Annotated in this window: 14 protein-coding genes; 8 read left to right on the top strand and 6 right to left on the bottom strand. The window is 62.0% G+C overall.

Going from position 1 to position 13809, the window contains the following annotated elements; genetic code table 11:
- Positions 1–29: 29 nt before the first annotated feature.
- Positions 30–311 (top strand): SCP2 sterol-binding domain-containing protein, encoded by a 282-nt coding sequence (locus tag AC2FL1_RS10455; RefSeq protein WP_496827228.1) that lies wholly within the window; start codon positions 30–32, stop codon positions 309–311.
- Positions 312–318: 7 nt separating this feature from the next.
- Here the strand turns inward: AC2FL1_RS10455 and AC2FL1_RS10450 are convergent, their stop codons facing one another.
- A complete protein-coding gene (locus AC2FL1_RS10450; protein ID WP_496827227.1) occupies positions 319–1032 on the bottom strand; it encodes a sulfotransferase-like domain-containing protein in 714 nt (237 codons plus the stop codon).
- A gap of 162 nt (positions 1033–1194) precedes the next feature.
- On the opposite strand from AC2FL1_RS10450, the gene msrA reads away from it, so the two are divergent.
- Positions 1195–1857 (top strand): peptide-methionine (S)-S-oxide reductase MsrA, encoded by a 663-nt coding sequence (gene msrA / locus AC2FL1_RS10445; protein WP_496827225.1) that lies wholly within the window; start codon positions 1195–1197, stop codon positions 1855–1857.
- Here msrA and AC2FL1_RS10440 read toward each other — a convergent pair.
- Together AC2FL1_RS10440 and AC2FL1_RS10435 are read right to left on the bottom strand one after the other, a co-directional pair.
- Positions 1854–2726 carry a ribokinase gene (locus AC2FL1_RS10440; RefSeq protein WP_496876870.1) on the bottom strand — a complete coding sequence of 291 codons (873 nt, stop codon included), beginning with the start codon at positions 2724–2726 and terminating at the stop codon, positions 1854–1856. The two genes, msrA and AC2FL1_RS10440, sit on opposite strands and share 4 nt — an antisense overlap.
- A gap of 3 nt (positions 2727–2729) precedes the next feature.
- Positions 2730–4985 carry an NADP-dependent malic enzyme gene (locus tag AC2FL1_RS10435; RefSeq protein WP_496827221.1) on the bottom strand — a complete coding sequence of 752 codons (2256 nt, stop codon included), beginning with the start codon at positions 4983–4985 and terminating at the stop codon, positions 2730–2732.
- A gap of 248 nt (positions 4986–5233) precedes the next feature.
- Between AC2FL1_RS10435 and AC2FL1_RS10430 the strand changes: the two genes are divergently transcribed.
- Both AC2FL1_RS10430 and mutS read left to right on the top strand, forming a co-directional pair.
- Complete coding sequence (locus AC2FL1_RS10430; RefSeq protein WP_496876869.1) at positions 5234–5548, top strand: hypothetical protein; 315 nt, start codon at positions 5234–5236, stop codon at positions 5546–5548.
- Positions 5549–5615: 67 nt separating this feature from the next.
- Positions 5616–8252 carry a DNA mismatch repair protein MutS gene (mutS, locus tag AC2FL1_RS10425; protein WP_496876868.1) on the top strand — a complete coding sequence of 879 codons (2637 nt, stop codon included), beginning with the start codon at positions 5616–5618 and terminating at the stop codon, positions 8250–8252.
- Positions 8253–8315: 63 nt separating this feature from the next.
- Here mutS and AC2FL1_RS10420 read toward each other — a convergent pair whose 3' ends face one another.
- On the bottom strand, positions 8316–8891 hold the full coding sequence (locus tag AC2FL1_RS10420; protein WP_496876867.1) for a nucleotide exchange factor GrpE: 576 nt from the start codon (positions 8889–8891) through the stop codon (positions 8316–8318).
- Positions 8892–8901: 10 nt separating this feature from the next.
- The gene (gene hrcA / locus AC2FL1_RS10415; protein WP_496827213.1) at positions 8902–9966 is read right to left on the bottom strand and encodes a heat-inducible transcriptional repressor HrcA; all 1065 of its coding nucleotides are present in this window, start codon (positions 9964–9966) and stop codon (positions 8902–8904) included.
- A 122-nt stretch (positions 9967–10088) separates the two neighbouring features.
- On the opposite strand from hrcA, the gene rph reads away from it, so the two are divergent.
- From rph to AC2FL1_RS10395, 4 genes are read left to right on the top strand one after another with little or no spacing between them, the layout of a single operon-like run.
- The gene (gene rph, locus AC2FL1_RS10410; RefSeq protein ID WP_496876866.1) at positions 10089–10802 is read left to right on the top strand and encodes a ribonuclease PH; all 714 of its coding nucleotides are present in this window, start codon (positions 10089–10091) and stop codon (positions 10800–10802) included.
- Positions 10799–11413, top strand: a complete 615-nt coding sequence (gene rdgB, locus AC2FL1_RS10405; RefSeq protein ID WP_496876865.1) for an RdgB/HAM1 family non-canonical purine NTP pyrophosphatase — start codon at positions 10799–10801, stop codon at positions 11411–11413. Before rph ends, rdgB begins: the two co-directional genes overlap by 4 nt.
- Positions 11403–12560 (top strand): radical SAM family heme chaperone HemW, encoded by a 1158-nt coding sequence (gene hemW, locus AC2FL1_RS10400; RefSeq protein WP_496876864.1) that lies wholly within the window; start codon positions 11403–11405, stop codon positions 12558–12560. Before rdgB ends, hemW begins: the two co-directional genes overlap by 11 nt.
- A 3-nt stretch (positions 12561–12563) precedes the next feature.
- Positions 12564–12917, top strand: a complete 354-nt coding sequence (locus AC2FL1_RS10395) for a YbaN family protein (protein WP_496876863.1) — start codon at positions 12564–12566, stop codon at positions 12915–12917.
- On the opposite strand, the gene AC2FL1_RS10390 is transcribed toward AC2FL1_RS10395, so the two are convergent.
- Positions 12907–13797: a ParB/RepB/Spo0J family partition protein gene (locus AC2FL1_RS10390; RefSeq protein ID WP_496876862.1), complete on the bottom strand. Its 891-nt coding sequence runs from the start codon at positions 13795–13797 to the stop codon at positions 12907–12909. The genes AC2FL1_RS10395 and AC2FL1_RS10390 overlap by 11 nt on opposite strands.
- Between the last annotated feature and the right edge of the window lie 12 nt (positions 13798–13809).

Genomic DNA, 13809 nt, shown 5'->3' with positions numbered 1-13809 from the left:
GCTTTTCCCAGCAACATGAGGGGCGCAACATGCTTCAGGATATCGCCGACAAGATGCAAACCGAACTGGCGGGAAAAAGCTTTGACGGATCGCTGAAATTCGATTGCGGCGACGATGGTGTGATCGTTCTGGCTGACAACACCGCCAGCACCCAGGACCGCGACACCGACTGCACCATCCGCCTGAGCCAGGACAACCTGATCAAACTGCTGACCGGCAAGCTCAACCCGATGACCGGCGTGATGATGGGCAAGCTCAAGATCAGCGGCAACATGTCCGTGGCGATGAAACTGGGACAATTGCTGGGCTGATCGCGCCTCAGATCTTCTTCGCCCGCATACGTTCATAAAACGGCATCGCGACCTGCAAGACCGGCTGCAACACCTCTGGAACCTCGGGAAGTTCGCCCTCGGGTCCGGCAAAGCCGGTCGAGTTCCAGACCGCCCCGTACCAATGCCGTGCCCAGACGCCATCATCCTTGTGACCACCCCTGGGCCAGCTCAGCATATGCGGCGACCACGGGACGCCAATCCGGTCGCAGAGCCGTTCCAGCATTCGCGCCGGATCTTCGCGGATATCGTGACTGTCGATGACCACCGGGTCGCCTCCCCAGCCAGACACCTCGTCAAACAGTTCTGCCTGCTGACGAAAGCCGATATCCTCCAGCGTCGGGTTCTCGCGCTTTTCGGCATAGCTGGCGATCACCCGTGCCGGATGGCGGATCAGGAACACGTTTCGCACCGCCCGCATCCAGTCACGCGGGATGCCGGGGATCATGTGCTGGGTCATGTGTTTCTGGTACCAGAACGGCCGCGCACCGGGATTGGACCCACTCAGCGTCGCCGCCACTACCTCTGGGTCCTGTGGCTGTGCGGCCAGCACCTCTTCGCGCATCGGGTGGTTCAGCCCCGTCATCGCCAGATAGGCGGCATAGAAGGGCTCGTCGATCACCGCGCAATCGGTCCGGGCGCCAAAGGCGTACATCATCGCCGTCGACAGGTTGCGCGGCCCCGACCACATGGCGATTTTCATCTACTGCCCTCCGTTTGCGGGTATTCGCCGCACGCTATCGCCCCGCCCGGCGGGTTCCAAGGGGTAAACACCGCATCAACAGCGCGTGACATTCGATGACGGAACCTTGCCGCAAATCCGGTTGCAGGGCAGCCTGATCAGGAACGGAAATGGAGGATCATCATGTTCCCTATCCAGACGCTCAAACCCGTCGCATTGGTGGTTGCCATGGTGCTGGCAACGATCCTGCAAGGGGGCAAGGCCGAGGCCGCAGAGACCGAAACCCTGACCGTTGCAGGCGGTTGTTTCTGGTGCGTCGAGGCCGATTTCGAGAAAGTACCCGGCGTGCTGGGTGCGGTGTCCGGTTATACAGGCGGAACGCTCGACAATCCAACCTACAAGCAGGTCTCGCGCGGCGGCACCGGGCATTATGAGGCTGTGCAGATTCTGTTTGACCCCGACAAGGTTTCGCGCGAACGCCTGCTGCATCTCTTTTTCCGCTCGGTCGACCCAACCGATGCAGGCGGCCAGTTCTGTGATCGCGGTGACAGCTATCGCACCGCGATATTTGTCTCTAACAAGGCAGAAAATGCGCTTGCAACTCAGGCCAAAGTCACCGCAGAAGCGGAATTGGGGCAAGCAGTCGTGACTCCGATCCTGGAAGAAACCCGTTTCTACCCGGCCGAGGCCTATCATCAGGACTATGCCAAGGGCGAAAAGCTGGTACTGACCCGGTTCGGCCCGAAACGACAGAACGAGGCCTATAAACTCTATCGCAAATCCTGTGGTCGGGATGCGCGGGTGAAACAGCTATGGGGTGATGCGGCGCCCTTTGCGGGCAGTTAGAACCGCGCCTCCAATACCTCTTTCAGATCGGGGATCACATCGGCCGTGCCGTGACGCATCACCATCAGCGCAGCGGCGCGCATCGCCTGAGCAATCGCCTGCGGCATCGGCAGGCCGCGATCCATCCCCGACAGAACATAACCGGTAAAGGTATCACCTGCCCCGGTTGTATCGACCGCCTTGACCTTGTGGGCGGAATATTCCGCCGTTTTCCCCTGATTAGTGTCGAAATAGCGCGCGCCTTTCGATCCCAGGGTCACGATGACATGCTGCACCGGCAATTGATCCGGCGACAGGCCGGTCGCCTGTTGCAGCTGCTCGGCCTCAACCGCGTTCAGGATCAGGAAATCGAGCCACGGCAGGACATCCCGCACCGCCTGAGCATCAAAGGGGGCTGCGGCATAGCACACTGTCAGACCGCGCTCCTTGCCCAGCCGCGCCGCTTCGACCTGGGCGCTGGTTTCGTTCTGCATCACCAACAGGTCGCCCGGCGCGGCGTCGGCCAACACGCTGGCGACCCGCTCGGGCGACATCGCCCGGTTGGCACCGGGCAACAGAACGATCAGGTTTTCGCCGCCCGGCTCCACCGCGATGATGGCATGGCCGGTGGGCGCCTCCAGCGTCGCGATATGGCGGGTATCGACGCCATATTCGGTCAGCCGGTCGATGGCCCAGCGCCCATCCGGCCCAACGGCGCCGATATGGCGCACCTGCGATCCGGCGCGGGCGGCGGCCACCGACATATTGGCGCCCTTGCCGCCCAAAAACCGCTCCATCCCCGAAGCGGCCAGCGTCTCGCCCGGCCCCGGCAGATGCGGCACGGCATAGACCATGTCCGCATTGATCGAACCAAGGTTCCAGATCGCCATGGCCTAACCGATCTCGGCCGAGGCCAGCACCGCCATGTTCAGGATGTCATTGGCGGTGGAGACGGTCGAACAGATCTGGATCGGCTTGTCGACACCGGTCAGGATCGGGCCGATCACCGTGGCGCCCGCCATCTCCTGCATCAGCTTGGTCGAGATCGAGGCCGAGTGCCGCGCAGGCACGATCAAGATGTTCGCGGGGCCGGTCAGACGCGAGAAGGGGTAGGCCTCTTTCGAGCGCGGGTTCAGCGCCACATCGACGGTCATCTCGCCTTCGAACTCGAAATTCACCCCGCGCTCTTCCAGCACCTTGGGCGCCTTCGTCAGCTTCTCGGTCCGCTCCGAGATCGGATAGCCGAAGGTCGAGAAACTGACAAAGGCCACGCGCGGCTCCAGCCCCATATGACGCGCCACGTCTGCGGCGCGTTCGGCGATGGTGGCCAGATCGTGCTCGTCGGGCCACTCGTGCACCAGCGTGTCGCCGATCAGCACGATCTTGCCCTTGTGCAGCAGCGCGGTGATCCCTGCCGCCCCATGTGCGGCATCGGCGTCGAACACATGGCTGATCTGGTGCAGCACATGCGCAGATTTCCGGGTCGCGCCGGTCACCAGCCCGTCGCCATGGCCATGCGCCAGCATCAGCGCCGAAAACACGTGCCGGTCGCGCGCGGCCAGTCGGTGTACATCCTTGTGATCAAAGCCCTTGCGTTGCAGGCGCGAGTACAGGAACTCCTTATAGGTCTCCAGATGCGTGGTGTTGGCGGCGTTCACCACCTCAAGCTCACGCACCGCATCGCCCAGGCCTGCGGCTTCAAGCTTGGCCTTCACGTCGTCATGACGGCCCACCACCAGCGCCTTGCCATAGCCCGAGCGCTGATAGGTGACCGCTGCGCGCAGCACGCGGGGATCATCGCCCTCGGCAAAGATCATCCGGCTTTGCGCCTTGCGGGCGCGGGCGTTGATGCCGCGCAGGATGCTGGCGGTCGGGTCCATCCGCGATTTCAGACCCAGCTCATAGGCATCCATGTCGATGATCGGCCGCCGCGCCGCGCCGGTATCCATGCCAGCCCGCGCCACGGCGGGCGGAATGCGGTGGATCAGACGCGGGTCGAACGGGGTCGGGATGATGTAATCGCGGCCAAAGGTCAGGCTTTTGCCATAGGCCATCGCGACCTCATCCGGCACATCCTCGCGCGCCAGCCCCGCCAGCGCATGGGCACAGGCGATCTTCATCTCGTCATTGATGGCGCGGGCATGAATGTCGAGCGCACCGCGGAACAGATAGGGAAAGCCCAACACGTTGTTGACCTGGTTGGGATAGTCGCTGCGCCCGGTGGCAACGATGGCGTCGGGGCGAACCTCGTGCGCCTCTTCCGGCGTGATTTCCGGGTCGGGGTTCGCCATGGCAAAGATGACCGGGTTATCGGCCATGCTCTGCACCATTTCCTGCGTCACCGCGCCCTTGACGCTGACGCCCAGGAACACGTCGGCCCCCTTCATCGCCTCTTCGAGGCTGCGCAACTCGGTCTTGATGGCATGGGCCGATTTCCACTGGTTCATGCCTTCGGTACGGCCCTGATAGATCACCCCTTTGGTGTCGCAGACGATGCAGTTTTCATGCCGCGCGCCCATGGTTTTCAGCAGTTCGATACATGCGATGCCTGCCGCCCCTGCCCCGTTCAGCACGATCTTCACATCTTCGATCTTCTTGCCCGAGATATGCAGCGCGTTGATCAAGCCCGCCGCGCAGATCACCGCCGTGCCGTGCTGATCGTCGTGAAAGACGGGGATGTCCATCTCTTCTTTCAGGCGCTGCTCGATGATGAAACACTCGGGCGCCTTGATGTCTTCGAGGTTGATGCCGCCGAATGTCGGCCCCATCAGCTTGACCGCTCGACAGAACTCGTCCGGGTCCTCGGTGTCCAGCTCGATGTCGATCGAGTTCACGTCGGCAAAGCGCTTGAACAGCACCGCCTTGCCCTCCATCACCGGCTTGCCGCCCAGCGCGCCCAGATTGCCCAGGCCCAGAACCGCCGTCCCGTTCGAGATCACCGCAACCAGGTTCCCTTTGTTGGTATAGTCATAGGCCAGCCCTGGATCGGCCGCGATCGCCTCGCACGGAACGGCAACACCCGGGGAATAGGCCAGCGACAGATCGCGCTGCGTGGTCATGGGAACGGTCGCCTGCACCTCCCACTTGCCGGGGGTCGGTTCCAGGTGAAAGGCCAGCGCCTCTTCGTTCGTTATCTTCGCTTTGGGCATGGAATGGGTCGTTTCTCTGCTATCCGGACTTTCAGCCTCATAGCCCTGAATGCAGCGCATCTCAACCGTCGAGACTGTGTGCTCGGAATCGAAAAATATGGTAACGTGCCAACAGTGCGGCACCCGAACATCCCTACGCCAAATTTATCTCTAGGCAATCCCACATTCGATAGGTCCGCGCCTGAGAGCCGGACGCTACAAGTACTCCAAGCAAGGATATTCAATATCAAACCACAAGGAGAACCAAGATGACCCCAGATGTGTTCATTTTTCACGACAACGACTCTTCGGATGGTGAGAGAGTGCGCGGCATCACAATCTCAACGGCACATGTCGAATATGCACATGCAGCAAATATCGAGATCTCATCTGGTGGAACTTTGTACTACGACACCTCGGGTCAACATGCGCCTAGTTTCGGCGAATTTTATGTCTTGATTGAAATTGAACAAGACAACGCACCGGTGCCGCCCGAAGATTTGATATGGACGATAGATATGCTTCCGGGCTTCTCGAGCCCACCGACGGATACAACACCGACATTTTTGGATTTTCTTTTCTGAAGGATTGTAGTCTTTCGCGTTCTGTCTCGGAACAGTAAGTTTCCCCCAATTTAGTATTGGGGGAAATATGAACGCAATCACGCCCATGATGGCCCAATACCTCGAAATCAAAGAGGGCCATGCCGACGCCCTGCTGTTCTACCGGATGGGCGATTTCTACGAGATGTTCTTTGACGACGCGGTGGCCGCAGCCGAGGCGCTGGATATCGCGCTGACCAAGCGCGGCAAGCACGAGGGCGAGGATATCCCGATGTGCGGCGTCCCGGTCCACGCCGCCGAGGGCTATCTGCTGACCCTGATCCGCAAGGGATTCCGCGTCGCTGTCTGCGAACAGATGGAGAGCCCCGCTGAGGCGAAGAAGCGCGGCTCGAAATCCGTGGTGCGGCGCGATGTAGTGCGACTGGTTACTCCTGGCACCCTGACCGAGGACGCATTGCTGGAGGCGCGCCGCCACAATTTCCTGGTCGCCTATGCCGAGTTACGCAGTGGCGCGGCGCTGGCCTGGGCTGATATCTCGACCGGCGATCTCCACGTGATGCCGATAATCCGCGCCCGACTCGGCCCGGAGCTTGCGCGGCTGGCCCCCTCTGAGCTGCTGGTTGTCGATGAACCGATATTCCAGCAATTGCGCCCACTGGCAGACGATCACCGCATTCCGTTGACCCCGCTGGGCAAGGCCAGTTTCGACAGCATGGCCGCCGAAAAGCGCCTGTGCGAGCTCTACAAGGTCGGCTCACTCGACGGGTTCGGTACATTTGGGCGCGCCGAACTCTCGGCCTTGGGTGCGCTGATCGACTATCTGGAGATCACCCAGAAAGGCAAACTGCCACTGCTGCAACCTCCGGTGCAAGAGGCCGAGGACCGGGTGATGCAGATCGACGCCGCCACACGTCGCAATCTCGAACTGACCCGTTCCCTGTCCGGCGAACGCGGCGGATCGCTCTTGTCGGTGATCGACCGCACCGTCACTCCGGGTGGCGCCCGCCTGCTGGAACAGCGCATCGCCAGCCCGTCGCGCAACCTCGATGTGATCCACGCCCGGCTTTCGGCGCTGGACTTCTGCATCGACCAATCAACCCTGGCCGCAGAACTGCGCGCGGCCCTGCGCAAGACGCCTGATCTGGACCGCGCCCTGTCGCGGCTGGCGCTGGACCGGGGCGGGCCGCGCGACCTTGCCGCGATCCGCAACGGGCTGGGCCAGGCCGAGGCGATTGCCGCCCTCTGCGACGGGCTCGATCTGCCAGAACTCATTGCCAATGCCCGCACCGATCTGAACGGGTTCGACGACCTGCTTGGCCTGCTCGACACTGCATTGGTGGCCGAGCCGCCGTTGCTGGCCCGCGATGGCGGCTTCATCGCGCCGGGCTATGACAGCGAATTGGACGACGCGCGCGAGTTGCGTGACAAGGGCCGTGGCGTCATCGCCGGGATGCAGCAGAAATATGCCGAACATACCGGTATCGCCGCGCTGAAGATCAAGCATAACAACGTGCTGGGTTATTTCATCGAAACCACCGCCACCCACGCGGCCAAGATGCTGAACCCACCCCTGAGCGAGACCTATATCCATCGACAGACCACTGCCAACCAGGTGCGCTTCACAACGGTCGAGCTGAGTGAACTGGAAACCCGCATCCTGAACGCGGGGAACCACGCGCTCGAGATCGAAAAGCGGCTCTATTCCAGTCTTTCTGGCGCGATTTTGGATCAGGCGGCCCGCCTCAATGTCGCCGCACGCGGCCTGGCCGAGCTTGATCTGGCCACCGCGTTGGCCGATCTGGCGCGCGCCGAGAACTGGTGCAGACCCAGCGTCGACACCTCACGCGCCTTCGCCATCGAGGGCGGACGGCACACGGTGGTGGAACACGCCTTGCGCCGACAGGGCGGCGAGCCGTTCGTGGCCAACGACTGCGACCTCACCGCCGACAAGGGCGCCGCGATCCGCCTGCTGACCGGCCCCAACATGGCCGGTAAATCGACCTATCTGCGGCAGAATGCGCTGATTGCTCTGCTGGCACAGATGGGCAGCTATGTACCCGCTGACAGAGCCCATATCGGGGTGGTCAGCCAGCTCTTCAGCCGCGTCGGCGCCTCGGACGATCTGGCGCGGGGTCGCTCGACCTTCATGGTCGAGATGGTGGAAACCGCCGCCATCCTGAACCAGGCGGACGACCGAGCGCTGGTGATCCTCGACGAGATCGGGCGCGGCACCGCCACCTATGACGGGCTTTCCATCGCCTGGGCCACGCTGGAACATCTGCATGCAACCAATCGCTGCCGCGCTCTGTTCGCCACCCATTACCACGAATTGACCGCGCTCGCCGGCACGCTCGACGGGGTCGAGAACCTGACCGTCGCGGTCAAGGAGTGGGAGGGCGAGGTGATTTTCCTGCACGAGGTGCGCAAGGGCGCCGCCGACCGCTCTTATGGTGTGCAAGTTGCCCAGCTGGCGGGCCTGCCGCCGTCGGTGGTCGCGCGCGCGCGCGTGGTTCTTGACCAGTTGGAGAAATCCGAACGCGAAGGCGGCAAGCAAAAGGCGCTGATCGACGATCTACCGTTGTTCTCGGCCGCGCCGCCACCCCCGCCGCCCGCGCCGAAAACCTCACCCGCCGACGCGATGCTCAAGGACATTCACCCCGACGAGTTGACTCCTCGCCAGGCGTTGGACGTGCTCTACAAACTGAAAGAGGCGGCCCGATCCTGACCGCCCCTTTATTCCGCTGAAAGTACTCCCGCCGGAGGCTTGGCTTCGCCCGGCGAAGCCAAATCAGCTTGCGGGCATCGACGACACACCGACCTGCGCCGGACGCAGCAGACGGTCGTGCAGCATGAAGCCCTCGGCGGAAACCTGAATGATATCACCCGCCTTGGTTCCCGGCACCGGTGCCTCGAACATTGCTTCGTGCATCTGCGGGTCAAACTTGTCGCCCACCTGCGGCGACAGCACCTGAATGCCATGCTTGCCGAACACATCCAGCAGCGCCCGCATCGTCAGTTCGATTCCCTCGATCAGTGCACCCGACACCTGGCGCTGTTCGTCGGTCATGGAGTCCAGCGCGCGCTTCATGTTGTCATAGACCGGCAACATGTCGCGGGCCAGTTTCGACCCGCCATATTGCTCGGCCTCGCGCCGGGCCCGCTCGCCCCGCTTGCGTACGTTCTCGGCGTCTGCCAATGCGCGCATGAACTTGTCCTTGAACGCGTCCCGCTCGGCCCGCAGCGTATCCAGCTCTGCCGCCTCTTCGCTGATCTCGGCCATTTCCTCGGCCAGTTCTTCGGCCAGTTCTTCGGCCTCGGCGGTTGCGATATCGTCCAGAAACTCTTCGTTGTTCGGCTTTGCCATCTTTCTACCTCTAACTCCGATCGGAAATCAGACGTCCGACCAGCTGTGCCGTGTAATCCACGATCGGAACGATGCGACCATAGTTCAGGCGCGTCGGGCCGATCACCCCCACCGCTCCGATTATCTTTCGATCCGCGTTCATATAAGGAGACACCACCAAAGAGGAACCCGAAAGTGAGAAAAGTTTGTTCTCCGAACCAATAAAAATGCGCACACCTTCGCCGTCCTCAGTCAGTTGCAGGAACTCGGCGATATCGCGCTTGCGCTCCAGATCGTCGAACAGCACCCGAATACGCTCCAGCTCCTGTTCCTGGCCAGTACCCTCTAACAGATTCGCGCGCCCGCGCACGATCAGCCGGGCAGCATCCTCGCCCTCGCGGTCCCAAACCGCCAAGCCACTTTCGACCATCTGACGCGCCAGCTGGTCGATTTCCTGCTGGCGAACGCCGATCTCGGTCTGCATCAGGCGGCGCACTTCGCTCAGGGTCTTGCCCTCGATCAACGCGTTCAGGAAATTGGCCGCCTCGCGCATTGAACTGGGGGTCTGCCCCGGCGGCGGTGCAAACAGGCGGTTTTCCACATGGCCATCCGAAAACACCAACACCACCAACGCCCGGTCCTGCGCCAGCGAGACAAACTCGATATGACGGATCTCGGCCTCGTGCTTGGGCGTCAGAACCAGCGAGGCGCCTTGAGTAACCCGGCTGAGCGTGGCGCTGATCCGGTCCAGTGTTCCGCCCACATCGCCCGCATTTGTGCCCAACGTCGCGTCCAGCTTGGCGCGATCATCCAGGCTCAGATCCGCGACCTCGAGCAACCCGTCGACAAACATTCTCAGCCCCATCTGGGTCGGGACCCGCCCCGCACTCACATGGGGACTGTCGAGCAGGCCCAGGTATTCGAGATCCTGCATCACGTTGCGAACGGTTGCGGCGCTGACTTTTTCACTCAGGGTGCGGGTCAGGGTGCGGCTGCCGACCGGCTCGCCACTGTCCAGATAGGACTCGACGATCAGGCGAAACACCTCGCGCGAGCGGTCGTTCAGATCGTCCAGTATTTTGCGCGCATCGCTCATGGCATCCCTTGGGCAATCCCCGGCTGAGAGGCCATTAAATCCCCTGCCCCGAAAAGGTCAATCGGGCTTGCATCCAAGCCCTTGCGGGCGGTATCCCCACCGCAACAGACAAAGGATGACCCATGCGACCCTCTGGACGAGATCTAAGCGAAATGCGCCCGGTTTCAATCGAAACCGGTTTCACAAAACATGCCGAAGGCTCGTGCCTGATCAAGATGGGCGACACGCATGTGCTGTGCACCGCTACCATCGAGGATCGTGTGCCGCCGTTTATCAAGGGGTCGGGCCTGGGCTGGGTCACCGCCGAATATGGCATGTTGCCGCGCGCGACCAACACCCGCATGCGGCGCGAGGCCGCCAGCGGCAAGCAAGGCGGCCGCACGGTTGAAATCCAGCGCCTGATCGGCCGCGCCCTGCGCGCCGGCGTCGACCGGGTGGCCCTGGGCGAGCGTCAGATCACCGTCGACTGTGACGTGATCCAGGCCGATGGCGGCACCCGCTGCGCGTCGATCACCGGTGGTTGGGTCGCCCTGCGTCTGGCGGTGAACAAGCTGATGAAGACAGGCGACGTAATTTCCGACCCGCTGGTCGATCCGGTCGCCGCCGTGTCCTGCGGCATCTATGCCGGCCAGCCGGTGCTGGACCTCGATTACCCCGAGGACAGCGAGGCAGGCGTCGACGGCAATTTCATCATGACCGGGTCCGGCAAGCTGATCGAGGTGCAGATGAGCGCCGAAGGTTCGGTCTTCAACCGCGCGCAGCTGGATCAACTGCTGGGCCTCGCCGAAAAGGGCGTGGGCGAACTGGTTGCCGCGCAAAAGGCCGCCACCGCATGACACGGGCGTTCGACGGCGACACACTGCTGATCGCGACCCATAACAAGGGCAAGCTGGAAGAGATGGCACATCTCCTCCAGCCCTTTGGGGTCAAGGTCGTTGGCGCCGCCGAAATGAACCTGCCCGAACCGGAAGAGACCGAGGATACCTTTGTCGGCAATGCCCGGATCAAGGCGCATGCCGCGTCCCGGGCCACCGGCCTGCCCGCGCTGTCCGATGACAGCGGCATCACCATCGACGCGCTGGATGGTGCACCGGGGGTCTATACCGCCGATTGGGCAGAAACCGGCAATGGGCGCGATTTCATGATGGCGATGACCCGCGCCCATGACTCGCTCGAGGCCAAGGGCGCCCCGCATCCCCGGCTGGCACAATTTCGCTGCACGCTGGTGCTGGCTTGGCCCGATGGCCATGACGAGGTGTTCGAAGGCGTCGCCCCCGGCCATCTGGTCTGGCCCATTCGTGGTGCGGCTGGGTTCGGCTATGACCCGATGTTCGTGCCCGAGGGCTATGATGTCACCTTTGCCGAGATGGACCGTTGGGAAAAGAACAAGATCAGCCACCGCGCCCGCGCGGTTGAGAAATTCGTAAAGGGTTGTTTTGGCGGATGACTGGCAGCATGGGGGTTTTGGCCTCTACGTGCATTGGCCCTTTTGCCAGGCCAAATGCCCCTATTGCGATTTCAACAGCCATGTTGCCCGTGAAATCGATCAAAAGGCCTGGGTTAGAGCCTATATCGCAGAGCTTGAACGCTCTGCCGCCGAACTGCCGGGCCGGGTACTGAACACCATCTTTTTCGGCGGCGGTACCCCGTCACTGATGATGCCCGAAACGGTCGCGGCGGTGATCGAAACCGCCCGCCGGCTTTGGCCCACCTCCAACGACATGGAAATCACGCTGGAGGCCAATCCAGGTTCCGTCGAGGCGGGGCGCTTTGCCGCTTACCGTGATGGCGGGGTCAATCGCATCTCGATGGGGGTGCAGGCGCTGAACGACCGCGACCTTCACCGGTTGGGCCGTATCCACAGCGTCGCCGAGGCGCGGGCCGCGTTCGACATTGCCCGGCACTGTTTCGATCGGGTCAGTTTCGACCTGATCTATGCTAGGCAGGACCAAACCTCCGACGCCTGGCGCGCCGAGTTGAGCGACGCGCTGACCATGGCCGTCGATCACCTGTCGCTCTACCAGCTGACGATCGAGGACGGCACCGCATTTGGCGACCGCTATGCGCGGGGCAAGCTGCGCGGTCTGCCCGCCGATGACGACGCCGCCGACATGTACCTGATCACGCAAGAGGTCTGCACCGCCCATGGCCTGCCCGCCTACGAGGTCTCGAACCACGCCCGCCCCGGCGCGGAGTCCCGCCACAACCTGATCTATTGGCGCTATGGCGATTATGTCGGCATCGGCCCTGGCGCCCATGGCCGCATCACCATAGGTGGTCAGCGCTACGCCACCGAAAGCCCACTAAACCCCAGTGCCTGGCTTTCGTCCGTGACGAAAGGGTCTGGTGAATTGAACCGCATTCCCCTTTCGCTACTAGATCAAGCCGATGAATACCTTATGATGGGACTTCGCATAGCCGAAGGGCTAGATATCGCTCGATACGAGGCACTTTCGCCGCAGTCCCTAGACCGGAACCGCCTTGCCCATCTGACCGAACTTGGCATGATCGAGATCGACGGCGCGCGGCTAAAGGCAACAGCTCAAGGGCGCGCAGTTCTGAACGCGGTCATTCTGGACCTGATGTCGGAGTAGAGAATGCAGTTTATCTGGGCAGCTTTTGGACTGGTTTGCGTTGCCCTAGCGTTGTTTGGAGTTGTCCTGCCGCTCCTCCCCACGGTTCCCTTTCTGCTCCTCGCCGCGTTCTTCTTTGCCCGCTCGTCCGAGCGCCTGCATACTTGGCTGCTGACACATCGCCTATTTGGCCCGATGATCGTTGACTGGCAGCAATCTGGCGCCATACGCCCAAGCGCAAAAAAGGCGGCAACCCTGTCGGTTGCCGCCGTCTTTGGCCTGTCGGTTCTTCTCTCGGCCCCCCCCCATGTCCTGGCCATTCAAGCCGTGGTTCTGGGGGGAGTACTGATCTTTATCTGGACCCGCCCTAGCGGCTGAGCTTGGCGCAAAGATCGTCCAGCTGATCAAGGTTCTCATAAGTCAGGATCACATGTCCGGTTTCCGTACCCGCCTTGTGGTTGATCGTCACCTTCATCGCCAGAATCGCCGACAGATCCTTTTCCAACGCTCGGGTATCTGCATCCTTGTCCCCGCCGGAGGATTTCGGGCGCGCCGTCGCTGTGGGCTTCTCGCCTTCCGACTGCTTCTTGACCAAGGCTTCGGTCGCGCGCACCGACAGCCCGTCACGCACCACGATCTTGGCCAGTTCCGACGGATTATCGCTGGTAATCAGGGCTCGGGCATGTCCGGCTGACAGCTTTCCTTCGACCACCATCTGCTGAACGTCATCCGGCAAGGACAGCAGGCGTAGAAGGTTCGCGATATGACTGCGGCTTTTGCCCAGGGCTTCGGCCAGCTTTTCCTGCGTATGGCCAAACTTTTCCATCAACTGCCGATAGCCCGCGGCCTCTTCTACCGAGTTCAGGTCGGCGCGCTGGATATTCTCGATGATCGCGATTTCCAGAACTTCGGTTTCGTCCAGATCGCGCACCAGCACCGGAACTTGATGCAGTTGCGCCAGTTGCGCGGCCCGCCAGCGCCGTTCGCCCGCAACAATCTCGTACATATCTCCGTCTACCGGCCGCACGATCAGCGGCTGCAAAATACCCTTTTCTTTGACCGAGGCTGCAAGCTCTTGCAGCGCCTCTTCGGCAAAGGTGCGGCGCGGCTGGTTCGGGTTTGCGCGCAACTTTTCGATAGGCACGGTACGATCAGGGCGACGCGCGGACTCACCACTGGTCGCTTCTGGCGCCTGCGTCACATCGGCCATCAAAGCGGACAGTCCGCGTCCCAGTCCCCGAGGCTTGTTCGAAACCATGTGTCGCTCCTC

This window comes from Ruegeria sp. YKSF070, from assembly GCF_059612725.1.
The sequence above is the reverse complement of the archived record's forward strand: the minus strand, read 5'-3'. Positions and strand labels throughout refer to the sequence as shown.

Excerpts from the sequence above, each read along its gene's own strand:
- AC2FL1_RS10455 (WP_496827228.1), top strand. The coding sequence starts at position 30 with ATGCTTCAGGATATCGCCGACAAGATGCAAACCGAACTGGCGGGAAAA.
- rdgB (WP_496876865.1), top strand. The coding sequence starts at position 10,799 with ATGACACGGGCGTTCGACGGCGACACACTGCTGATCGCGACCCATAAC.
- mutS (WP_496876868.1), top strand. The coding sequence starts at position 5,616 with ATGAACGCAATCACGCCCATGATGGCCCAATACCTCGAAATCAAAGAG.
- AC2FL1_RS10420 (WP_496876867.1), bottom strand. The coding sequence starts at position 8,891 with ATGGCAAAGCCGAACAACGAAGAGTTTCTGGACGATATCGCAACCGCC.
- AC2FL1_RS10440 (WP_496876870.1), bottom strand. The coding sequence starts at position 2,726 with ATGGCGATCTGGAACCTTGGTTCGATCAATGCGGACATGGTCTATGCC.
- rph (WP_496876866.1), top strand. The coding sequence starts at position 10,089 with ATGCGACCCTCTGGACGAGATCTAAGCGAAATGCGCCCGGTTTCAATC.
- msrA (WP_496827225.1), top strand. The coding sequence starts at position 1,195 with ATGTTCCCTATCCAGACGCTCAAACCCGTCGCATTGGTGGTTGCCATG.
- AC2FL1_RS10450 (WP_496827227.1), bottom strand. The coding sequence starts at position 1,032 with ATGAAAATCGCCATGTGGTCGGGGCCGCGCAACCTGTCGACGGCGATG.
- AC2FL1_RS10430 (WP_496876869.1), top strand. The coding sequence starts at position 5,234 with ATGACCCCAGATGTGTTCATTTTTCACGACAACGACTCTTCGGATGGT.
- AC2FL1_RS10395 (WP_496876863.1), top strand. The coding sequence starts at position 12,564 with ATGCAGTTTATCTGGGCAGCTTTTGGACTGGTTTGCGTTGCCCTAGCG.
- AC2FL1_RS10390 (WP_496876862.1), bottom strand. The coding sequence starts at position 13,797 with ATGGTTTCGAACAAGCCTCGGGGACTGGGACGCGGACTGTCCGCTTTG.
- AC2FL1_RS10435 (WP_496827221.1), bottom strand. The coding sequence starts at position 4,985 with ATGCCCAAAGCGAAGATAACGAACGAAGAGGCGCTGGCCTTTCACCTG.
- hrcA (WP_496827213.1), bottom strand. The coding sequence starts at position 9,966 with ATGAGCGATGCGCGCAAAATACTGGACGATCTGAACGACCGCTCGCGC.